We start from the raw sequence: 22058 nt of genomic DNA, 5'->3' as shown, positions 1-22058 counted from the left end.
TTGTTAATGATAATCAATTTCATCTATGGAGGACATATGGGACATACTAAAAAACTATTTATGTTTTGCATTATGATACTTATGGTTGTAATTGCAGGGTGTAGTAAAGAAGAGAAAAAAGAAAATGATACATCGGCGAAGGCAAAAGATTCGTATACGATAAAACATGCAATGGGAGAAACGACAGTAAATGGTACGCCAAAAAGAGTTGTTGTTTTAACAAATGAGGGTGCTGAGGCACTTTTAAGTGTTGGAGTAACGCCAGTTGGAACTACAAAACCACGAGCTGGTGATGAATGGTATCCTCATTTAGCGAAAGAGTTAAAAAATACGAAAGTAGTAGGAACTGAGCGTGACATTAATTTAGAGGCAGTAATGAAGCTTAAGCCAGATTTAATTATCGGAAATAAAATGCGTCACGAAAAAATATACGAGCAATTAAAAGAAATCGCACCAACTGTATATGCTGAAACATTGCGTGGTGATTGGAAAGAAAACTTTACGCTGTATACAAAAGCTTTGAATAAAGAAAAAGAAGGGCAAAATGCTCTTAATGATTATAAAAAGCGTATTGCAGGAATAAGAGAACAATTAGGTGATAAAGTTAACTCGAAAGTTTCAATTATTCGCTTCGTTCCAGGTGATGTTCGGATTTATCAAAAAAATTCATTCTCAGGCGTTGTATTAAATGACATTGGATTTAAACGACCACCACTACAAGATAAAGATGAATTTGCGATAAAAGGAATTACAAAAGAGCAAATTCCAAATATGGACGGGGATTATTTATTCTATTTCACATCTGATAAAGATGCGGATAAGAATAATGAAGGAAATACATTAGCGAAAGAATGGACAGAAGATCCACTCTTTAAGCAGTTACAGGCTTCTAAAGATAATAAAGTATTCCAAGTAGATGAAGTGATTTGGAATACAGCAGGTGGTATTGTAGCTGCAAACCTTATGTTAGATGATATTGAAAAATATTTTCTGAAGTAAATAAATAACTGAGTGTATCACTTTAAATAGGTGGTGCACTTTTTTATTTGTTAAAATACAGAAAATTCCTTCTTTTGAGTGTGGATAAGTTGTACAATTAAATCAATCATGGAATAAAGGAGTGGGAATCAATGAAAGCTATTCATAAGGATTGGATATTGTTTAACGGAAGTATTGTAAATACGAAGGAAGAACAGCCGATGATTCCATTAGAGGAGAGAGGCTTTCAATTTGGTGATGGTATATACGAGGTATTTAGACTATATGATGGGAAACCACATTTATTAGATTTACATTTAGAACGATTCTTTAATTCTATGGAAGAAATAAAACTAATTCCACCGTTTACTAAGGAAGAGTTAGTGGAAGAGTTACATGAAATGATTGAAAAAAATCAATTTCAAGAAGACGGGAATGTATATTTGCAAATATCAAGAGGTGCGCAAGCGCGTAATCATGTATATGAGTCAAATATGCAACCAACATATTTTGCAAATATTGTTTCGTTTCCAAGACCAATTGCTGCTATGGAACAAGGAATCAAAGTTACTGTTGAAGAGGATATACGCTGGAAGTTCTGTCATATAAAATCTTTAAACCTGCTACCTAATATTATGATTAAAAATAAAATAAACGAACAAGGTTATCAAGAAGCGATATTAGTACGAGATGGAATTGTAACTGAGGGGTGTCATTCAAATTTCTTTATGGTGAAAAATAATAAATTGACTACACATCCGGCTGACAATTTCATTCTACACGGCATTACACGTCACTACGTTATTACATTAGCGAATGAATTACATATTGATGTAGAAGAACGAGAATTTTCACTACAAGAAGTATATGAGGCTGATGAGTGCTTCTTTACAGCGACACCACTTGAAATATTCCCAGTCGTTCAAATTGGTGACGAGCAATTTGGAAATGGCGAAAGAGGACCGATTACAAAGAAACTTCAAGTTGCATATGAAGAAAGTATTAGTTTGTTTAAAGTTACGAACTAATATTGAAGAAAAAAGCTGGTATTCCTCCAGCTTTTTTTCATGATATAATTCAAGCATAGGACAAGATTTGAAAACGCTGTAAAAAGGGGATTTAATGTATGAATTATGAAGATTTTAAAGAAGTAATTCACGGTAGACGAAGTGTTAGAAAGTTCACAGAACAAGAAGTATCCACTAGTGATATAAAAGAAATTATTGATTGTGCTCGTTATGCACCGAGTGATACGAACTCACAAACATGGGAGTTCTTAGTCATTATGAATCGAGAGAAAATTAAAGAAATTGAACAAATGACATGGGATGCATTACATAAATTTGCGGCAAAAGCGGCAGAAAATGGAGAAGAGAAAGCAGGGAAATTACTTACACGTTCTTTCGGACCATATGCAACAGCTTTCTCGGAGGCGCCAGTATTAATCGTATGTTTGGCAACACCATATGAATCAAAGTTTCGCGAAAAGATATTTGATCCAATTGCTTTTGTTCCAGATTCAGTTTGGGAAGAGGAAGGAATTAAGAGTAGCTGTTTAGCGGCACAAAACTTAATGTTGGCTGCACATGCGAAGGGGCTTGGTACTTGTCCGATGACAGGACCGGTATTGCTAGCTCAAGATGAACTACGACAATATTTACAAATTGAGCCTGAAAAACAAATAAATATGGTTATTTCACTCGGTTTTCCGAAAGATAAGCCGAAGAAACTTCCAAGAAAAGAAGTAGATGAGATTACAACATTTGTTTTTTAAAGCCCAAAATAAAAAGACATTGAATGAACAATGTCTTTTTATTTTGGACAGGTATGTAATTCATCTGTTGGGCTAAAATGATAGATAAGAGGGAATTACTATTTATTTCATAAAAAAAATTAATGTTCTATTAAGGAAAGTATGATACATTAATCGTGAGCAAGATTCTATTTGTTCATGAAAGTGTTAATAGTTGTCTTAAAATTTAAAAGTTATTTTTGTATAATAAATTATAATGAAATGACAGGGGGGATGAATTTTGAAAAAATTCATAATCACTGGATTGTCTGTATTGTTATTAGTTGGTTGCGGTGCTCCGCAGGAAAAAGAGGGTACACAACCAAAGCAGGAAGAAAAAGTTGTAAACGCAAGTAATGAGAATATAGTTGTATTTCCAGAAGGAGCAGTGCCAGTCGGAGAAGGAAAAGTAAAAGTCATTACACCAGATGGCACTTCTGAGAATGGTAATATACCGGCTGTATTCATCAAAAAAGATACTTTAATTCAGCAAGTTGAATTAGAGCTTTCTAATTTTCAGAACGATAAAGAAACATTTATATTTGTAGACCAAGTGTATGCAGATAAACATCAAGTCACTAGTACAACACAGACAACAGTACAATTAAAAGAAAAGACACTTGAGACAGGTAGTCATACGATTACTGCAGTTCAGTATGAAAATAATGACCCGAAAGGAAAGGTTATTAGTTTTAATCAAGCAACATTTGAAACAAAACCTGCGTCTTAAGAAGAATAAAAAGTACACTACTCAAAAAGTAGTGTGCTTTTTTGTTTAGACTAGAGGATGTAACAGTGAATAACTTGTTTCGTTTTCTAATACGATTAAGTAGGAAGAAATCATTTGTTTCTACTATGACAGAGAAAGAGGTTGAAGATTTGAATTGGTGTGTTCGTTTCTACATAATTAGTATAATACTGTAAAAAATTTGGTTTACGATCCAAGAAGTCATTCAAATTACGCTTAATTATCAAATTCATGAATTGTTAATAGGAGCTATTTGTTTTACCATTGTATATCTATTATATGATAAACTCGGATTAAGGTAAGTTTTACAAGAAAAATGTAGGTATTTTATTTGAAATGTCGAATAGTACATACGATGTCGTAATAACAAATTTTCTATTGTTTACTGTGAAACAGAAAAAGGGGAGATAGAAGTTATGAAACGAGCTCTTATTAATATTGATTATACATATGATTTTGTAGCTGAAAAAGGTGCTTTAACATGCGGGAAACCAGGACAAGAAATTGAGAAGGAAATTGTAGATATAACGAAGCAATATATTAAGAATGGAGATTACGTTGTCTTTGCGATCGATAAACATGAAGAAAACGATGTATATCATCCAGAATCAAAGTTATTCCCGCCTCATAACTTAGCTGGTACAAATGGAAGAGATTTGTTTGGTGAATTACAAGATGTGTACGAAACATATAAGAATGCTGAGAATGTATATTATATGGATAAAACACGATATAGTGCATTTGCAGGAACAGACTTAGAGATGAAGTTAAGAGAAAGAAGAATAGAAGAAGTTCATCTTGTAGGTGTTTGTACTGATATTTGTGTTCTTCACACAGCAGTAGACGCTTATAATAAAGGATTTAAAATTGTAGTTTATGAAAAGGCAGTTGCCTCTTTTAATGAGCAAGGACATGAATTTGCACTGGGACATTTTAAGTCATGCTTACATGCAGAAGTGAAGTGAAAAAAGAGACCTTTAAAAAGGTCTCTTTTTACGTTTAAATTGTGACGACGTTTTGCTCGATTAGTTTTTTTAGGAACGGACTAATTTTTTCTGGTAACCCATTTAAATTAAAAAATTGTACATGTAATGATTCAAATCCATCGGCTTTTAACGTACCGCCTGTAATGTTTTTACAAAGATATGCGATCGTTATGGGGTAAAATTCATCCCCGTTCGGTAATTTCACAAAAAATTCTTTTCCAGAAAATACGTTTATTAATTGTAAAGTTCCTATTTCAATCCCTGTTTCTTCAAGTACTTCTCGTCTTCCAGCTTCTTCTGTTGATTCGCCAAGTTCAACGAAACCACCAGGAACACCCCAAATCCCATTTCGTCTTTGTTGTAGTAATATTTGTCCTTGTTCATTGAAAACAGCTACAGCGACTCCTGCTAAATTGAGTGGTCTTGATCCAATTACTTCTCTTAGCTCTTCGATATAGCCCATTATTTGTAACCTCCGCGAGTCAAAATATTTTCAAATGAACTATTCGGTGTTGGGTTAATATTTCCCTTTTTGTTTAGGTGAGTATTGCGGTCTTAAAATAAATTTATTTAATAAATTTTCAATTGTCAGCTCCCTTTAAATAATGAAAAAGGGTATATTTATAGAAGAAAGTGTAACAAGTTTTAAGGAAATCAAAAAATAATACAATAAATCAGTTTTGCATGAAATTTTCATTAGTTAAGGAAGTGGTTAGATGAGTTTATTAACGTATACTGAAGAATTTTTTAATTATGTACGGGAGTTTTTGCTTTTAAGATTTTTACTATTTGCTTTAGTTCTGATCATTATTTCTTTTGTAATAAACCGCATTATTGATTGGTTTTTTAGGAAATCAAGCTTTTTTGATGAAGAGGTAGAGCAAACGATTCAAAGTGTGATTCGATCTATTTTTAGATATATCATTATCATCAGTCTAATCATATATTTAATTAGCCAGTTTGTAGATATAAAAAGTATCATTGCAGGTGCAGGGATAGCGGGGGTTGTTATCGGTTTTGCTGCACAACAAATGCTAAAAGATGTTATATTGGGATTTGCGCGATTAGCGGACAAAGAGTTTCGTGTTGGCGATTTTGTTACTTTTAACGGAACAAACTCAGGAACGATTGAGGAAATTAGTATTCGCTTTATGCAAATTCGTGAATGGTCAGGAAAACTTCTTACGATACCACATGGAGAGATTAGAACGATACAAAATTTTAATAAAGGATGGATGCGCGTAATTGAACGGATTACGGTAAGTTATCAAGAAGATCCTACAAGAGTTAAGGAATTGTTAGAAGAAGTTTGTGTGAATTGTAATGAAGAATTGGCTCAGTGTCTTTATAAAGTAGATGATGAAGCTGTTGAACCGTTTAAATATGTTGGTGTTACAGACTTAAACCCGAATCTAAAATATGTTGGATACGAATTTTGTATTACAGGTTTGATAAAGCCAGAAGATTATTTTGAAACTTCTAGACAAGTAAGGTTTGAATTAATGTCTATGTTCCATAAGAATCAAGTGCAAATGCCAGCAGCAAATATGGTCGTTACTACTGAAAGTTTACAGCATATCCATAGTGGACAATCTTTATCGGATAGCTAAAGTAGAACCGTTGGTTAACGAAAATTCTGCTTTCAACATAATAATAAAATGATTGATAGAAAAAAAGAGCTGAAGGAATTCAGTTCTTTTTAATTTGTAGAATTTAGAAATTTCTTAATGTTATAATGATAGTTGGTGATGAAAATGAACTTTGAAGAAAAAGAGATGCATCGTTTAGAAGCATTAAAAGCAATTGCTGAATTATTAAATGAAGCAACAGACTTACAAGACATGTTAGAAAAAGTGTTACATACATTGTTACAAGTTATGAATTTACAAACAGGGTGGATCTTTTTTATAGATGAAAGCGGAAAGCACCGTATGCTTGTAGACGAAAACTTACCACCAGCTCTTACGTGGCAAGAGAAGAAGCCGATGTGTGAAGGAGACTGCTGGTGTGTAGAGCGTTTTGTGAATGGGAGATTGGAAAAAGCGACGAATATTATTGAATGTAAGCGAATAGAGGATGCGATTGAATGTAATTGGGGGGAGACTGAAGATGTTACGCATCATGCGACAATTCCCCTTAGGTCTGGATCGGAGAAGTTTGGTCTCTTAAATGTGGCCTCGCCTCAAAAAACATATTTTTCGGAGGAAGAATTAGCATTATTAGAATCAATTGCATTTCAAATAGGAACGACAATCCAACGTATTCAGTTAGTGGAAAAAGAACGTAAATACGTAGTTGTAGCAGAACGAAATCGATTAGCTCGTGATTTACATGATTCAGTAAAACAATTGTTATTTTCTATTATGTTAACAGCAAAAGGTACTCTAAATATGACGAAAGATAAAGATTTGCAAGAAATGTTAAGTTATATTGGAGAATTATCACAGGAAGCATTACAAGAGATGACACTTTTGATTTGGCAATTAAGGCCGGAAGGATTAGAGAAAGGTTTAGCAGAAGCAATTAAAAATTACGGAAAGTTGTTAGGGATTCACGTGGAAGTTCGAATTGATGGAATGGTTTCAATTGGAGATGAAATAGAAGAAGTATTATGGCGTATTAGTCAAGAAGCAATACATAATTGTAAAAAACATGCTTCATGTGAAAAGGTAAATGTTCTTTTAAAAATAGAAAATAACCAATTGTATTTTTACATAGAGGATAACGGTATAGGATTTATACAAGAGCAAGTAAGAGAGTCCGCGCTTGGCTTAAAAAATATGAAGGAACGTATTCAGTTAATGGGTGGATCGTTTCAAATAAAAACAAAGCCGAAAAAGGGGACCAAAATAGAAATTCAATTGCCGGTTTGAAGGGGAGAAGAAGGGTGAAGGTTAAATTACTACTAGTTGAGGATCATCATATCGTTCGAAGAGGACTTGTATTCTTTTTGAAAACGAGAGAAGAATTTGAAATTGTTGGGGAAGCAGAAAATGGTGAAGAGGCATTAACGTTCGTCCGAACGGAAAGGCCAGATGTAGTATTAATGGATCTATCAATGCCGAAGATGGATGGTATTGAAGCAACAAAACGGATAAAACAATATGATGAAACAATAAAGATACTAATATTAAGCAGTTTTTCAGAGCAAGATTATGTTTTACCAGCACTGGAAGCTGGTGCAGATGGTTATCAATTAAAAGAAGTACAACCTGAGCAACTTGTAGCGTCTATCATTGCAGTACATCAAGGAAATGCGAATTTTCATCCGAAAGTAACACCAGCACTATTAGGACGGTCAGCAGTCAAGAAAGAAAAAGAAAACCCTTTTTCCATGTTAACGAAAAGAGAGCAAGAAGTACTTCGAGAAATTGCGAAAGGGCGAAGTAATAAGGAAATTGCAGCAGAGCTTCATATTACAGAACAAACTGTAAAAACACATGTTTCAAATGTTTTAGCTAAATTGGAAGTAGATGATCGTACGCAAGCTGCATTATATGCGGTGAAACATGGGGGGAAATAATAAGTATGAATAATTATGTACCATGTTACGACAAAATACATAGGAGTATTTAAAATGTATCCAGCTATTTGCGGGCTTATAATTAGTGGGAGATGTACAATACTTTCACTGATTAAAGTTTCAATTTATAGTAGTGCCAAATAAAGGTTTTTCTTCTTTCGATAATTAGGTACAATAAAACTACGATGGAAGGGGAAGATATGTTATGCCAGGTACAAGAAGTGGGATTGGAAAGATTCAAGCTTCGTTAAACGGTTTATCACCGAAATTGCGAAGTATTGCTGAACATATATTGAAACATCCACAAGATGTTGTACATAAATCGATTACAGAATTAGCTGAAGTTACGAATAGTTCTGAAGCTACGATATTCCGCTTATGTAAGCACCTTGGTTTTCAAGGGTTTCAAGATTTAAAGATTACATTAGCTCGTGAAATTGTACATACTCCTATGCAAAATATTCATGAAGAAGTATCTGCAGAAGATAGTATGGTAACTGTTGCTAAAAAAGTTTTTCATTCGCATATTACAGGACTGCAAGATACATTACATTTGTTAAATGATACAGCACTAGAGCAAGCTGTAAAAGCCTTGCAAGATGCAAGCCGTATTGAGTTTTATGGAAATGGTGGGTCTGGTATTATTGCGATGGATGCATATCATAAATTTATGAGAACGGGTATTTCTTGTATCGCTCATACAGATTCACATTTTCAAATTATGGGTGCGGGTTTACTTACGAAAGAAGCAGTGGTTATTGCAATTTCTCATTCTGGTAGCAATAAAGGATTACTGGAAGCGTTAGAAGTAGCAAAAGCAAGGGGAGTTCGCATTATTGCGATTACGAGCTATCAAAAATCAGCACTAAGTCAACTTGCTGATATTACATTATATACTTCAACACGTGAGACGGAATTCCGCACAGAAGCAAGTTCATCAAGATTAGCACAGTTAAGTTTGTTAGATACTTTGTATGTAGGATTGTCGTTGCAACGACAGGAGGAAACATTAAAAAATTTACAAAGTATACGTGAAACGATTTCGATGAAGCGAATATAAGAAAAGTTCTTCAAATGAAGGGCTTTTTTTATTGGTCAATAGTCTAATGATATATACTTTACATGGATGGAATTTCAGTTTTCCCTTCAAATATAGTAAGAGAATATTTGGTTAATAATTCAAATATTGTTCAATATTTAACAATAGACTTTTAAAATTACATGTTATGATGAACATGTAATGATGATTGAACACTTAAATTCGGTGCAATAATTGGCCGAAACAGTGCAGGTAGAAGTTGTGAGATGAACTCATTAAAATTCTAAAACACTAAAGGGGAGATCACATATGAAAGCAGTAGTAGTAAATAAAAATAGTAAAGCAAACATTGAAGTTATTGAAAAGGAATTACGTCCGTTACACTCAGGTGAAGCGATAGTAGATGTAGAGTATTGTGGGGTTTGTCATACTGATTTACACGTTGCAAATCATGATTTTGGGAACACAGATGGCCGTATTCTTGGTCATGAGGGTGTAGGTATTGTGACGAAAATTGCTGATGATGTTACTTCACTAAAGATAGGTGACCGTGTAAGTATTGCATGGATGTTTCAATCTTGTGGACGTTGTGAATATTGCGTAACTGGTAGAGAAACATTTTGCCGTGAAGTTAAGAATGCTGGTTATTCAGTAGATGGTGGTATGGCTGAACAATGTATTGTTACAGCTGACTATGCGGTGAAAGTACCCGAAGGATTAGATCCTGCTCAAGCATCATCAATCACATGTGCGGGCGTAACTACATATAAAGCAATAAAAGTATCAGATATTAAACCTGGTCAACCTATCGTCATATATGGTTGTGGTGGATTAGGTAACTTAGCTATCCAATATGCTAAAAACGTATTTGGTGCAAAGGTAATTGCAGTAGATATTAATGACGATAAATTAGCGTTAGCAAAAGAGGTTGGTGCGGATATGACTATCAATCCAATTTCTCAAGGTCCTGCTGATAAGATTGTTCAAGATGAGTTTGGTGGTGCGTATGCTGCTGTAGTAACAGCTGTTTCTAAAGTAGCATTCAACTCAGCAGTTGATGCAGTACGTGCTTGTGGTAAAGTCGTTGCAGTAGGTTTACCAGTAGAAACTATGGACTTAAACATACCGCGACTTGTACTAGACGGAATTGAAGTGGTTGGTTCTCTAGTCGGTACTCGTAAGGATCTAGAAGAGGCATTTATGTTCGGTGCAGAAGGGAAAGTAGTGCCGGTTGTTCAAACTTGTTCTTTAGATAAAGTACAAAATGTATTTGAAGAAATGGAACAAGGTAGAATTCAAGGACGTATGGTAATTGATTTTAAACAGCATAATTGTGATTGCAAATAATTCATTTTAAATATAAAAAGTATGAGTCTAACAAAGTACATGTAAAAAAGTTAGACCCCATAAAAAAGATGATCCCTGTATTCAATAGGGATCATCTTTTTTATATGCTACAAATATCAATGCCAATTCATACTTAATTAATGAGACCTGATTAAAGGTTCATTTTATTTGCAAACGAAAAAGAATCTTTATGTTTAACAAATTTCTTTTGATCTGGAACGGATTGAATTGCTACAGTTTGCAAATCTCTTGCTTTCAGTGCATCTTGAATCCCGATTGTCATAAGCTTAATAAATAGAATCGTAATAAAGAATGAAACGAGAGTATACAAAATAATCCACCATGAAAGATTCATTTCATAACGATTTAATCCAATAAGGCCTGCCCAATCATTCGATAGAGAAACAGGTTTGAGTACTCCGTCATAGAGTTCACGCATTTGTATCCCACCAATTACAATATCAAGCAACGCTAAATGGATAACGAGTATGAGAGTTTGGACGATATGTTCCATAAATAACACAAATAAGCGGTCAAGTAATAAGACTCGTAAGTGTTTTTTGATAATATGAAAACGGCTAGCACCCAGTAATTGTGAACTTAAAATATAATCTTGTTTCATAAATTCATCAACCTCTGAGGATATATATAAAGAAAGTGTAGGCAGAGCGACGAAAATAAGTACGAGTACTTGATAAAACGCAAATGAAATATTTGGATCTAATCTATCAGCATTTGATATGACTACAATATTAACGGGCGTGATGAGTATAAATGCGATAAATAAAGTAGGAATATAGTAAAAAACTTCTGAGCATGCCTGGAAAAATCTCTTGAATTTTGGAGCATATAAACTTAAGAGGATTCCTATACATGTTCCGAATAAAATTCGAAAGAAGCTAATTGCCACAGCTAATAAGATAGTGAATTTTGCTCCTTCTATAATTTGTAAGAAAACAGACTCTCCAAAACGATCAGATCCAAAAGGCGGTATTAACGATGGTGGAAAGGGGGCCTTTCCGAGTAATTCGTTATTGTCATTGTAAAGTAACTGAGGAGGTTTTGGGATGTTATCTTTAAAGAACCAACTATAAATAAAACTAGCTGAAACAAGTATGAATAAATAAGTAAAGCCGATTAAAAAGCGTTTTGATTTCCAAATAGATTTCATAAAGCTGCTCCTTTCAATTGTTTTTGCCATCTATTCATCATGAGAGAGAGCGTTTGAAAAATAGCATAAAACGGTAAAATAATCATGACAAGTATGATAAATGCAGCGGGAGGTGAAATAAACGCCTTCTTAAATAAAAATTGAATAATACCTTGCATATTAAAAACAAATTCTAAAATGAATAAGTTAGAAAGCAAGAAAACAAAAATCGTTTTTAAATGGTGGAAGAAGTGGATAGATATATTTTTGAATAAATGAATGCATAGTATATAACTTGATGAAAGGCCTTTTCCATATGCAACCTCTACGTAATGTTTTCCATGTTCTTCCTTTATGTATAACACCATCATCCGAAACATTTGTAATGTAGGTAAGACGGCTAAAGATAAAATAGGGAGTAAATAAGCGCGATTTTCATTAAAAGAAATAATGGTGAAAGGAGCTTCCCCGAATTTCTTAAGTACCCATATGAAAAATATTTGCAAACAAATCATCATCATCATATCAGGGACAGCTTCTAATATGAACACAATTCGGTTTATCCATTTTTTTATATAATCTTTTGCTAAAAAATAAAGAAATGCCATGCTAGATGAGATAAAGAGCGCAAGCAAAAAGGCTACAAATAATACAATAAACGAATATAGGTAAGGTTCTAAAACAGTTGGAAATAATGGTGTTGTTTTTAAGTGACCAAACTTTGGGTCTGATCCTATAACCAACAATGATTCAGGTGAGAAAACCTGTTTTAACATAGTAACGATCTGGTTAAAAAAATAAATTGGTTGAAAGGTGAATCCTTGTTGAGTGATAAATAAATAAGGTAAATTTAATAATAGTAATAGTGATAAAAGAATTGATGAAAGCTTAATTGTGAATTGAGATATTTTATGTAACATTAAATCCCTCCGACATCTTTTTACAACATTATACAATAAAGTCTAAAATATTGTTTTATTTTTCTGAAAAATATAAATGCTATTAGATTTTATAGTATGGAACATATATTTACAAGTTAATAAACTGATATTAGGAACCTGTGCTCTATGTCCATCAAGATAAAAGAACGAGTGAACCTAAAACAATAGAAAAAGAGCAAAATGTACAGATTCCCATTGTGGAGGTAGTTATTTTTCTTAGCTTGATAGTGATGTTAAGTGCTCTTTCATGCAAATGAGTAGAACGTATGGAAGGACTAGGTATGTATTGTTAATGGAAGAAAAAGAGTATGTTGCGTAACGAATATAACGCAACTTTACCACACGGAAAAGTTAAATGTAGTATGTAAGTGAAATGGAATGAGGGTATATATTTTTTGTTATGAAAAAAATTTTCTTTTTAAAACTTGATTAAAGAAAAAATATTTTATATACTAATTCATGTAAACGGTTTACTAGATCATATTTTGCTAGAAACGAAGGGAAGATTCGCATGGAAACAAGGGGGAGAGTAATCGGGATTGATATCGGTACCACAAGTACAAAAACGGTTGTGTTCACAGAAAAAGGAAAAGTCGTTGCGTCACATGCAGTTGATTATCCAATTATTCAACCGAATGTCGGATGGGCTGAGCAAGATCCTGATGTAATATGTGCTGCTGTATATAAAACTGTAAGCGTTGCCATGAAAAAGGGTAATGTGTCACCTGAAGATATTTCTTCAATCGGTATTAGTACTGCAATGCACGCATTAATTGCTGTAGATGAAAATGGTGCACCATTAACGCGTTCTATCATTTGGGCAGATAATCGAAGTACGAAACAATCAGAAAAATTATTACAACATATGAATGGGCATGAAATATATAGACGAACGGGTACACCAATTCATCCGATGTCGCCGCTTTCTAAATTATTGTGGATGAAAGAGGAAGAGCCAGAATTATATGCGAGCGCTTATAAATTTATTTCCATTAAAGAGTATGTTATTTATCAATTGTTTTCACGTTACGTAGTGGATTATTCGATAGCATCTGCAACTGGGTTATTTAATTTAGAAACATTAAACTGGGATGAAGATGTTTTAACGATGTTACATATGTCACCAGAACAATTATCAACACCTGTGCCAACTACATATATTTTATCGGGTATGAAGTCGGAATTAGCACAAAAGATGGGTATTTGTGAAGATACGCCAGTTGTTATTGGTGCAAGTGATGGTGTTCTTGCAAATGTAGGCGTTGGTGCAATATCGCCTGGCTCAGCTGCAATTACGATTGGAACAAGTGGTGCAGTTCGAACAATTTCATCAAGTGTTAATACGGATGAAAAAGGAAGAACATTTTGTTATGCATTAACAGAGGAGCACTGGGTGATCGGCGGACCAACGAATAACGGCGGAATTTTACTGAGATGGTTACGTGATGAATTTGGTAGTCCAGAGCAAGAAGTAGCAAGGAAGCTTGGAATTGATCCGTATGATTTATTAATTAAGTATGCGGAAAGTGTACCGGCTGGAGCGGGTGGATTGCTATTTTTACCGTTTCTATCTGGAGAACGCGCACCTTACTGGAATGCAAATGCTCGTGGTACATTCTTCGGAATAAACCTTCAGCATAAACGAGAACATTTTATACGTGCAGTCATGGAAGGTGTTTGTATGAGTGTATATTCAGTAGCGCTCGCAATCAGAGATTGTACAGGACCACTTACTGAAATACGTGTTTCAGGAGGGTTTGCGAAATCTGCATTTTGGAGACAAATGTTATCCGATATGATGGGTAAAGAATTGCTTGTTCCTGAAAGCCATGAAGCATCTGCGCTTGGGGCAGCGGCAGTTGCTTTATATGCTGTAGGAAAAATTGATTCTCTTGAAGAGGTAAAGGATTGGATTGATATTGTTCATCATCATGTACCGAATAAAGAAAATACGGCTATATATTTAGAAATGTTTTATATGTATGAACGACTTTACAATCGCTTGAAAGAAGAATTTGATTGTATAGCTGCTTTCCAACGTAAACAATAGGGGGATTGGGAGAAATGGTAGTTGGAATCGTACTAGCGGCAGTTGTCATACTACTTTTACTTATTACGGTAGTAAAATGGCATCCATTTGTCGCGTTAATTTTAACAGCAATTGGTGTAGGGTTAGCAATGGGAATGCCATTGATTGGAACTTCACCAAAAGATCCAGGGATTATCGATTCTATTAAATTAGGGCTTGGTAATACGTTGGGGTTTTTAGCGATAGTTTTAGCATTAGGAACGATGCTTGGAAAAATGATGGCCGAATCTGGCGGTGCTGAACGAATTGCTAACACATTAATTGGTCGTTTTGGGAAGAAACGTGTTCACTGGGCAATGATGTTCGTTGCATTTTTAGTAGGAATTCCGGTGTTTTTCCAAGTTGGATTTGTACTACTAATTCCATTAGTATTTACAATTGCGTTAGAAACTGGGGTATCACTTATTACAATCGGTATTCCGCTAGTAGCAGGACTATCCGTTGTACACGGACTCGTGCCACCGCATCCAGCAGCGATGGCAGCGGTAGGTATTTTTAAAGCAGATGTAGGGAAGACAATTTTATACGCATTAATTGTCGGACTTCCAACTGCAATCATTTCAGGTCCGCTTTATGGGAAATGGATCGGTGCTCGTATACATAAAGAAGTACCGTTAGATATAGCAGAACAATTTATTGAAAGAGATAAGAAGAAGGAACTGCCTAGTTTCGGAAATACATTGTTTACTATTTTACTTCCAGTATTTCTTATGCTAGGTGCATCGATTGCGGAAGTAGCGTTAAGCAAAACGAGTCAACTTGCACAAGTATTGCACTTTATTGGAGATCCAATAGTCGCATTATTAATTGCAACGATATATTCTTTCTTTAGTCTTGGTTATGCAAAAGGTTTTTCAAAAGATAAAGTATTACAATTTACAAATGATTGCTTAGGACCTATTGCGAACATACTGTTAGTTATTGGTGCAGGCGGCGCATTCAATAAAGTATTGTTAGATTCTGGAATTGGAACGACAATCGCAGAAATGGCGAAAGAATCTCATATTTCACCGATATTATTAGGTTGGGGAATTGCGGCACTTATCCGAGTCGCGACTGGATCTGCTACAGTTTCTATGATGACAGCAGCTGGTATTGTAGCACCGATTGCAGCAAGTACACCAGGTGTAAACGTTGAACTATTAGCACTTGCAACAGGTGCAGGGTCATTAATTTTATCACATGTAAACGATTCTGGATTTTGGATGATTAAAGAATATTTCGGAATGACTGTGAAAGAAACATTATTAACATGGACTGCAATGGAGACAATATTATCTGTTGTAGCACTTGGACTAATTTCGTTATTAAATATATTTGTATAGAATGGGAGATTGATTAATATGAAACTAGGTTTAATTGGATTAGGAAAAATGGGATTCCCGTTAGCAGAACATTTACATGAGGACAAGCATGAAGTAGTTGTATATGACGTAAATAAAGAACTTGTTGAAAAAGCAGGGGCTTTGGGGATTACTGCTCGTCACACATTAAAAGAAATGATTGCTGCACTAGAAGCTCCTCGTACAATTTGGGTAATGGTACCTGCGGGAGAAGTTGTTGAGTCAGTATTAAAAGATGTATATCCATTATTAGAGGAAGGCGATATCGTTATTGAAGGCGGAAATTCATTCTATAAAGATACGTTACGTCGTGCTGAAGAAGCGAAAAGCTTTGGTTTACATTACGTAGATATCGGTACATCAGGCGGTGTAGAAGGAGCTAGATACGGTGCTTGTTTAATGGTTGGTGGAGAAAAAGAAATTTATGATCAATTAGAACCTTTATTTAAAGATTTAGCAGTAGAGAATGGATATTCTTATGCAGGCCGCGTCGGAAGTGGTCATTTCTTAAAAATGGTTCATAACGGTATTGAATACGGTATGATGCAAGCAATCGCTGAAGGTTTTGAAGTGTTAGATAAAAGTGATTTTGACTTCAATTATGAAGATGTTGCAAAAGTATGGGCAAACGGATCGGTTATCCGCGGTTGGTTAATGGACTTAACTGAAAAGGCATTTGCAGATGATCCAAAACTAGATGGCATTAAAGGGGTAATGAACTCTTCAGGAGAAGGGAAATGGACTGTTGAAACGGCACTTGAACTTCAAGCGGCGGCACCAGTAATCGCGATGTCATTATTTATGCGTTACCGTTCTCAAGAAGATGATACATTCCACGGAAAAGTAGTTTCAGCTCTTCGTAATCAGTTCGGTGGACATGAAGTTGTGAAAAAATAGGAAATGATTTTTGAAAAGAAACTTGTGTATAAACGCAAGTTTCTTTTTTTTATAGTGTAAAAATAGCAATCAATCATTTTTTATTTGTGCTGATTGTATCAAATATAAAGGGAGGCATGAAAGATGTCCCAACATAAAAATAAGAATAAATAAAATGAAGTTTTCATAAATAGTAAAAGGATGATTATGTCATCAATGTAGCTAAGAAAAGATGTTACATATGAAAAGAGCGTGTTAATAAAATATGAGGTGGTTAAATGGGAAATGAGCAAGTGAAGAATGTAGGGAAAGAAAAAAAGTTATGTCTTTGTATGATTGTTAAAAACGAGTCCAGAATTATGGAAAGGTGTTTAAATGCTACAAAATCAATTGTAGATTTTGTTTCTATTTGTGATACTGGATCAACTGATAATACACCTGAAATTATTGAAAATTGGTGTAAAGAAAATGAAATCCCTGGAACAGTTCATCATGAACCATTTCAAAACTTTGGTTATAACAGAAGTTTAGCTGTTTCATTGGCACAAAAAACATATCCAGAAGCAGATTATTTATTAATATTAGATGCGGATATGATATTAGAAGTTGATCCTGATTTTGATAAGACTAGTTTAACGGAAGACCATTATCTTACATTGCAATATGATATTCATATTAAGTATTGGCTTACACGCCTTTTAAAAGCTTCTTTACCATGGAAATCAGTAGGTGTTACTCATGAGTATTGGGATATAGATCGTTCCAAAGTTGATGCGAACTACATTGCAAGAGTAGCAAGGCTAGAGACGCTTGTCGTTAACGATCCTGGGGATGGTGGTAGTAAAGCTGATAAGTTTGAGAGAGATGAGAGGCTGTTGTTACAAGGATTAAATGATCCAGAAACAACGCCAGATTTGCATATAAGATATTTATTTTATTTAGCCCAAACTTATTTTCATTTAAATCAATTTGAAGATTCTATTAAATGGTATAAAAAACGAGTGGAAGCAGGGGGATGGGTTGAAGAGGTGTTCTATTCGTTATTGCGAATAGGATTTTGTTATGAACAATTAGCAAACCGTTCAGCAAATAAACAATATGAAGTAACAGAAGCGGATGAAAAAGAAAATGCTAAGAAACAAGAAGAGGAATATACAGCATTAGCTGTTCTTTATTTTCAAAAAGCGTGGGAGTATAGACCAACTAGGGCTGAGCCATTATACCAACTTGCAAGAATGTATCGATTAAAATCCGAAAATAATATTGCTTTGATGTATGCCTTGCAGGGGAAGGAAGTTCCTTTTCCAAAAGATGATCTTCTATTTGTAGATTATCATGTGTATGATTACTTATTTGACTATGAGATTTCTATAAGTGCTTTTTATATACCGCATAAAAAACATTTAGGTGCAGTGTCACAAAAATATTTGGAATCGAAAAAAGAAGAGTTACCGTTTCATATAGCAAATATGGTAGAAAGTAATGCGAAATTTTATTAAATATAATTTCAGCTAAAGGAGTAGTGGAGTAATCATGGAATTAATACGATGGGCGCTTGAACTAGGTGAATCTGTGCATGGAAATACGTATGAAGAATTGATGCCACTACTAGATTACTATTATGATCGTGATCATTTAAAAGCGTATTGTATCGCAAATCTTCTTTTAGACATGGACGTAGCAGATGAGCATCGGCAAAAAATTGAATTAAGAAGGTGCATTGCTGCTTATTATGCTGGATTATATAAAGTAGCAAAAAAACATGCAAATGAGCTTTTACTTAAATATCCGGATGTGGATTTATATAAAAATAATTTAAGATTAATGGAAGCATATTTGAATAAAGAATATGATTATTGTCTGTTTATATGCCCAAAGACGTATGGGAGTTTCATAGATGTCGCGCGAGCTTTGAAATGGCGATTAGAGCAGGAGGGAAATACAGCAATCATATCAGAAACAGTACTAGAAAATGTAAAAAATACAATTGTTTTTGGAGCGCATACGTATGCACATAACCCGAATCTACTTCCGAAAAATGCAATTATTTATAACTTAGAACAGCTATATGAAGGAAGCCCTTATGCGCACCCACTTTATTTAATATTATTAAAAGATAAGGAAATTTGGGATTATAGTAAACAAAATATAGAATGGTTAAAACAAAAAGGAGTAGGAAAAGAAATAAAACATGTAGGAATGAACTATGCACCAACTTTAGAAATAAAAAAAGATGCATTTGAAGATGAGATTACTGAAGACATTGATATACTGTTTATAGGTGCTCTTAATCCGAGGCGGCAAGCTATTTTGGATCAATTAAAAGCAGTTGCACCCAATTTAAATATTGTTTTTAAAAATAATGCTTGGGGAATTGCTAGAAATGAGCTAATTGCTAGGTCTAAAATTATTTTAAATATTCATTTTTACTTATCAGGAATTCTTGAAACACCTCGTGTTTCTTATGCAGTGGCAAATAAGAAGTTTATTATTTCGGAAAATAGTAATCCCGAAGACGAGATAGAGTGGCCAGGAATTGTATTTACTTCGTACGAAAAAATAATAGACAATATAATGAAATATGTAGCCTTACCCGAAGAACGTATCAAATTAGCAGAAAAAGCGTATACCCATTTTGAAGCTAAAGGTAGTATAGGCATACTGAGTCCAAAAGGAGAGAAAAAGTAATTGTGAAGAACTCATACTTTCGTATGAGTTCTTTTTTTCGTCTATCATACTATTTTATCAAGCTAGTTCCCTCTTTATATCGTGTTTTGTATAGAAATTTCTGATAATATATAAATGTAACTTGAAAACAAAGGGGAGAAATAATAATGAAACTAGTTGTTATTAACGGTACACCAAGAAAATTCGGTAGAACTCGCGTAGTGGCAAAATATATTGCAGATCAATTTGAAGGGGAATTATATGATTTAGCGATAGAAGAGTTACCATTATATAACGGAGAAGAATCACAACGTGAATTAGAAGCGGTAAAAAAATTAAAGGCGTTAGTGAAAGCTGCTGATGGGGTAGTATTATGTACACCTGAATATCATAATGCAATGAGTGGGGCATTGAAAAATTCGTTAGATTACTTAAGTAGCAGTGAATTTGTTCATAAACCTGTCGCATTACTTGCGGTTGCTGGTGGCGGTAAAGGCGGAATTAACGCATTAAACAGTATGCGCACTGTTGCTAGAGGGGTATATGCAAATGCAATCCCAAAACAAGTTGTGCTTGATGGACTTCATGTACAAGACGGTGAACTGGGAGAAGATGCAAAACCATTAATTCATGATTTAGTTAAAGAATTAAAAGCATATATGAGCGTATATAAAGAGGTGAAAAAACAACTAGGAGTTGAGTGATATGCCATCTCTGTATAGAGATTCACGCTTGTATTTCATTCTGGGAGCCAATAGTCTATCAGCTATTGGTTCCGGAATTGTAATGATAACGATTCCATGGTTGTTAATTAAAGAAAGTGGAGGGGAGACAACGTTTGGCTATGTTTCCATCATCTCAACTCTAATTATGTTTTTATTAACGCCGTTTATCGGGCAAAGTATTGATCGCTTCTCAAGAAAATCTTTATTGTTATGTAACGAAGGAATTGGGATAGCCGTAATTGGAATAATGGTTATATGGGGATTTGCTGGGCAATCCTATCATTCTATTCACTATATTCTTATTTATATAGCAGGATCTTTTTACTATCTGTTATTTTATCCTACAATTTTTGCATTTAACCAAGAAATTTTTCAAGCTGAACATTATAAAAGTTTAAGTGGGACAATGGAAATACAAGGACAGTTAACACAAGTTATTTCAGGAGCAGCAGCGAGCTTCCTAATTGAAATTGTGTCTTTAAAGTGGATTTTGTTAGTAGATATGTTAACTTTTGTAGGAGCATTTTTCCTGTTCTTATGTATACCATACGTAAAGGAAAAGGAAGTAAAAAAGAAAGTAGCATTTAAGAAGCAATTGTTCGAAGGAATTCACTTTATGAAAAAACGTTCTAAGCTCTTTTGGTTCTTACTTGCTACTTATATGCCGTTTATCGGTGTCATGATGGCAAATTATTTAATACCAGTTTATATTTCGGATATACTCAAAGCCAATGCCTCTGTATATGCAATAGAGGGCATGATGTACGGTGTCGGAGCGGTTGTTGCAGGGATCTGTATTCCACTCATAATGAAATATGTGAAAACAGAAGTTTCAATTGTTATAACGATGTTCATTTATGTAATTTCAATTACCGTAATGATTATTGAACCTTCCGTAATGTTGTTATATGGAATTGCGATTTTTCATGCGATTGGAAATGCGGGTACAAGAGTGGCGAGAAATGTATTGATGATGGAGGAAATTCCAAACGAAGTAATGGGACGTGTAGACAGCTTATTTCGATTAATTGGTACAGGAATACGAATTGTATTATTAATGCTGTTTACAGCTGGTGTATCTAAAGCTGGGGTAATGCTTCCTTTTTACGTATTAAGCTGTATATTGATCTTTTCATTAGGAATTGCTATTTATTATGTACTTTCACAACGTAAAGTAGGGACGAACGTTTCTAATAAATCAATCGTTTAAAAAACACTTCTGTCTCCCTTTATTTTTCTATATAATAAAAAGAAAGGGAGTGCAAACGTATATATGAACAAATGGATATTACTTATAATCGTATTATTACCTCCACTATACATCCTTTATATGACGTTTCGAATGAAGAAAGTTGCTCGTGAAAAATTGAGTAATCACTCTCCATACGTTCTTATATTAGGCGCAAAGTTATTTGGAGATAGACCGTCGTTATCTCTTCAAAACCGTTTGGATGTAGCGTTGGAATATTTAGTTTCCCATCCTGAAGCGAAAGCAATTGTTTCAGGTGGCCAAGGAGAAGATGAAGATATACCGGAAGCTCATAGTATGAGAAACTATTTAATGGTACATGGTATAGATGAGAGTCGTATTTTAATAGAAGATCAATCTACAAATACGTATGAAAATTTAAAGTTTAGTAAGAATTTATATGATGTGAAACATGCGGTAATTGTAAGTAATACGTATCATTTATATAGAACGAAAATAATTGCAAAGCGTTTAGGAATAAAGATGGAGGCACTAGCTGCTGAAACACCAATGCGCTCTAAGAAAAAAATGTATGTACGTGAATATGCTGCAATAATGAAAACAATATTGTTCGACCGTTAGAGCTCAAATTTGAGCTCTTTTTT

At 34.3% G+C, this 22058-nt stretch carries 21 protein-coding genes and 1 pseudogene; 19 read left to right on the top strand and 3 right to left on the bottom strand.

Features of this window, described 5'->3' with window-relative positions; translation table 11 throughout:
• Positions 1-36 precede the first annotated feature (36 nt).
• The 6 genes and pseudogenes from QCI44_RS17135 to QCI44_RS17110 all read left to right on the top strand — a co-directional run bounded on the left by QCI44_RS17135 (position 37) and on the right by QCI44_RS17110 (position 4483).
• A complete protein-coding gene (locus QCI44_RS17135; RefSeq protein ID WP_016088053.1) occupies positions 37-999 on the top strand; it encodes an ABC transporter substrate-binding protein in 963 nt (320 codons plus the stop codon).
• A 131-nt stretch (positions 1000-1130) separates the two neighbouring features.
• Entirely contained in the window at positions 1131-2006 is an 876-nt protein-coding gene (dat, locus tag QCI44_RS17130) for a D-amino-acid transaminase (RefSeq protein ID WP_016088052.1), read from the top strand.
• A 98-nt stretch (positions 2007-2104) separates the two neighbouring features.
• Entirely contained in the window at positions 2105-2752 is a 648-nt protein-coding gene (locus QCI44_RS17125; protein ID WP_016088051.1) for a nitroreductase family protein, read from the top strand.
• A gap of 259 nt (positions 2753-3011) precedes the next feature.
• Complete coding sequence (locus QCI44_RS17120) at positions 3012-3500, top strand: hypothetical protein (RefSeq protein WP_016088050.1); 489 nt, start codon at positions 3012-3014, stop codon at positions 3498-3500.
• Positions 3501-3565: 65 nt separating this feature from the next.
• Positions 3566-3820, top strand: a pseudogene (locus QCI44_RS17115) (hypothetical protein).
• A gap of 114 nt (positions 3821-3934) precedes the next feature.
• Positions 3935-4483 (top strand): cysteine hydrolase family protein, encoded by a 549-nt coding sequence (locus QCI44_RS17110; protein WP_016088049.1) that lies wholly within the window; start codon positions 3935-3937, stop codon positions 4481-4483.
• Positions 4484-4517: 34 nt separating this feature from the next.
• Here QCI44_RS17110 and QCI44_RS17105 read toward each other — a convergent pair whose 3' ends face one another.
• Positions 4518-4967, bottom strand: coding sequence for an NUDIX hydrolase (locus QCI44_RS17105; RefSeq protein WP_016088048.1), 450 nt, complete (start codon positions 4965-4967; stop codon positions 4518-4520).
• A gap of 253 nt (positions 4968-5220) precedes the next feature.
• On the opposite strand from QCI44_RS17105, the gene QCI44_RS17100 reads away from it, so the two are divergent.
• The 5 genes from QCI44_RS17100 to adhP all read left to right on the top strand — a co-directional run bounded on the left by QCI44_RS17100 (position 5221) and on the right by adhP (position 10413).
• Positions 5221-6114, top strand: coding sequence for a mechanosensitive ion channel family protein (locus QCI44_RS17100; protein WP_016088047.1), 894 nt, complete (start codon positions 5221-5223; stop codon positions 6112-6114).
• A 144-nt stretch (positions 6115-6258) separates the two neighbouring features.
• Positions 6259-7377, top strand: coding sequence for a GAF domain-containing sensor histidine kinase (locus tag QCI44_RS17095; RefSeq protein ID WP_016088046.1), 1119 nt, complete (start codon positions 6259-6261; stop codon positions 7375-7377).
• A 14-nt stretch (positions 7378-7391) separates the two neighbouring features.
• Positions 7392-8027 carry a two-component system response regulator CasR gene (casR, locus tag QCI44_RS17090; RefSeq protein WP_016134379.1) on the top strand — a complete coding sequence of 212 codons (636 nt, stop codon included), beginning with the start codon at positions 7392-7394 and terminating at the stop codon, positions 8025-8027.
• A gap of 205 nt (positions 8028-8232) precedes the next feature.
• The gene (locus tag QCI44_RS17085; protein ID WP_016088044.1) at positions 8233-9087 is read left to right on the top strand and encodes a MurR/RpiR family transcriptional regulator; all 855 of its coding nucleotides are present in this window, start codon (positions 8233-8235) and stop codon (positions 9085-9087) included.
• A gap of 288 nt (positions 9088-9375) precedes the next feature.
• Complete coding sequence (gene adhP, locus QCI44_RS17080; protein ID WP_016088043.1) at positions 9376-10413, top strand: alcohol dehydrogenase AdhP; 1038 nt, start codon at positions 9376-9378, stop codon at positions 10411-10413.
• Positions 10414-10564: 151 nt separating this feature from the next.
• On the opposite strand, the gene QCI44_RS17075 is transcribed toward adhP, so the two are convergent.
• The gene (locus QCI44_RS17075) at positions 10565-11584 is read right to left on the bottom strand and encodes an ABC transporter permease (protein WP_016134381.1); all 1020 of its coding nucleotides are present in this window, start codon (positions 11582-11584) and stop codon (positions 10565-10567) included.
• Positions 11581-12483, bottom strand: coding sequence for an ABC transporter permease subunit (locus QCI44_RS17070; protein WP_016134382.1), 903 nt, complete (start codon positions 12481-12483; stop codon positions 11581-11583). The genes QCI44_RS17075 and QCI44_RS17070 overlap by 4 nt, the downstream gene beginning before the upstream one ends.
• A 532-nt stretch (positions 12484-13015) precedes the next feature.
• On the opposite strand from QCI44_RS17070, the gene gntK reads away from it, so the two are divergent.
• From gntK to QCI44_RS17030, 8 genes are all read left to right on the top strand, one after another.
• Complete coding sequence (gene gntK, locus QCI44_RS17065; RefSeq protein WP_016134383.1) at positions 13016-14554, top strand: gluconokinase; 1539 nt, start codon at positions 13016-13018, stop codon at positions 14552-14554.
• 14 nt (positions 14555-14568) lie between these two features.
• Entirely contained in the window at positions 14569-15918 is a 1350-nt protein-coding gene (locus QCI44_RS17060; protein WP_016088039.1) for a GntP family permease, read from the top strand.
• An 18-nt stretch (positions 15919-15936) separates the two neighbouring features.
• The gene (gnd, locus tag QCI44_RS17055; protein WP_016088038.1) at positions 15937-16833 is read left to right on the top strand and encodes a phosphogluconate dehydrogenase (NAD(+)-dependent, decarboxylating); all 897 of its coding nucleotides are present in this window, start codon (positions 15937-15939) and stop codon (positions 16831-16833) included.
• A gap of 257 nt (positions 16834-17090) precedes the next feature.
• On the top strand, positions 17091-18311 hold the full coding sequence (locus tag QCI44_RS17050; RefSeq protein WP_016134384.1) for a tetratricopeptide repeat-containing glycosyltransferase: 1221 nt from the start codon (positions 17091-17093) through the stop codon (positions 18309-18311).
• A 34-nt stretch (positions 18312-18345) separates the two neighbouring features.
• Positions 18346-19500, top strand: a complete 1155-nt coding sequence (locus tag QCI44_RS17045) for a CgeB family protein (protein WP_016134385.1) — start codon at positions 18346-18348, stop codon at positions 19498-19500.
• 146 nt (positions 19501-19646) lie between these two features.
• Positions 19647-20183, top strand: a complete 537-nt coding sequence (locus QCI44_RS17040; RefSeq protein ID WP_016088035.1) for an NADPH-dependent FMN reductase — start codon at positions 19647-19649, stop codon at positions 20181-20183.
• A gap of 1 nt (position 20184) precedes the next feature.
• The gene (locus QCI44_RS17035; RefSeq protein WP_098986486.1) at positions 20185-21414 is read left to right on the top strand and encodes an MFS transporter; all 1230 of its coding nucleotides are present in this window, start codon (positions 20185-20187) and stop codon (positions 21412-21414) included.
• Positions 21415-21477: 63 nt separating this feature from the next.
• A complete protein-coding gene (locus tag QCI44_RS17030) occupies positions 21478-22035 on the top strand; it encodes a YdcF family protein (protein WP_016134387.1) in 558 nt (185 codons plus the stop codon).
• Positions 22036-22058 lie beyond the last annotated feature (23 nt).

It is taken from the genome of Bacillus cereus group sp. RP37, from assembly GCF_040459695.1.
GTDB lineage: Bacteria > Bacillota > Bacilli > Bacillales > Bacillaceae_G > Bacillus_A.
Note: the sequence above shows the minus strand (reverse complement) of the source record. Positions and strands in the feature narration are given on the sequence as shown.

Coding starts and splice junctions, on each gene's coding strand:
- QCI44_RS17135 (WP_016088053.1), top strand. CDS start 37: ATGGGACATACTAAAAAACTATTTATGTTTTGCATTATGATACTTATG.
- dat (WP_016088052.1), top strand. CDS start 1,131: ATGAAAGCTATTCATAAGGATTGGATATTGTTTAACGGAAGTATTGTA.
- QCI44_RS17125 (WP_016088051.1), top strand. CDS start 2,105: ATGAATTATGAAGATTTTAAAGAAGTAATTCACGGTAGACGAAGTGTT.
- QCI44_RS17110 (WP_016088049.1), top strand. CDS start 3,935: ATGAAACGAGCTCTTATTAATATTGATTATACATATGATTTTGTAGCT.
- QCI44_RS17105 (WP_016088048.1), bottom strand. CDS start 4,967: ATGGGCTATATCGAAGAGCTAAGAGAAGTAATTGGATCAAGACCACTC.
- QCI44_RS17100 (WP_016088047.1), top strand. CDS start 5,221: ATGAGTTTATTAACGTATACTGAAGAATTTTTTAATTATGTACGGGAG.
- QCI44_RS17095 (WP_016088046.1), top strand. CDS start 6,259: ATGAACTTTGAAGAAAAAGAGATGCATCGTTTAGAAGCATTAAAAGCA.
- QCI44_RS17085 (WP_016088044.1), top strand. CDS start 8,233: ATGCCAGGTACAAGAAGTGGGATTGGAAAGATTCAAGCTTCGTTAAAC.
- adhP (WP_016088043.1), top strand. CDS start 9,376: ATGAAAGCAGTAGTAGTAAATAAAAATAGTAAAGCAAACATTGAAGTT.
- QCI44_RS17075 (WP_016134381.1), bottom strand. CDS start 11,584: ATGAAATCTATTTGGAAATCAAAACGCTTTTTAATCGGCTTTACTTAT.
- QCI44_RS17070 (WP_016134382.1), bottom strand. CDS start 12,483: ATGTTACATAAAATATCTCAATTCACAATTAAGCTTTCATCAATTCTT.
- gntK (WP_016134383.1), top strand. CDS start 13,016: ATGGAAACAAGGGGGAGAGTAATCGGGATTGATATCGGTACCACAAGT.
- QCI44_RS17060 (WP_016088039.1), top strand. CDS start 14,569: ATGGTAGTTGGAATCGTACTAGCGGCAGTTGTCATACTACTTTTACTT.
- gnd (WP_016088038.1), top strand. CDS start 15,937: ATGAAACTAGGTTTAATTGGATTAGGAAAAATGGGATTCCCGTTAGCA.
- QCI44_RS17050 (WP_016134384.1), top strand. CDS start 17,091: ATGGGAAATGAGCAAGTGAAGAATGTAGGGAAAGAAAAAAAGTTATGT.
- QCI44_RS17045 (WP_016134385.1), top strand. CDS start 18,346: ATGGAATTAATACGATGGGCGCTTGAACTAGGTGAATCTGTGCATGGA.
- QCI44_RS17040 (WP_016088035.1), top strand. CDS start 19,647: ATGAAACTAGTTGTTATTAACGGTACACCAAGAAAATTCGGTAGAACT.
- QCI44_RS17035 (WP_098986486.1), top strand. CDS start 20,185: ATGCCATCTCTGTATAGAGATTCACGCTTGTATTTCATTCTGGGAGCC.
- QCI44_RS17030 (WP_016134387.1), top strand. CDS start 21,478: ATGAACAAATGGATATTACTTATAATCGTATTATTACCTCCACTATAC.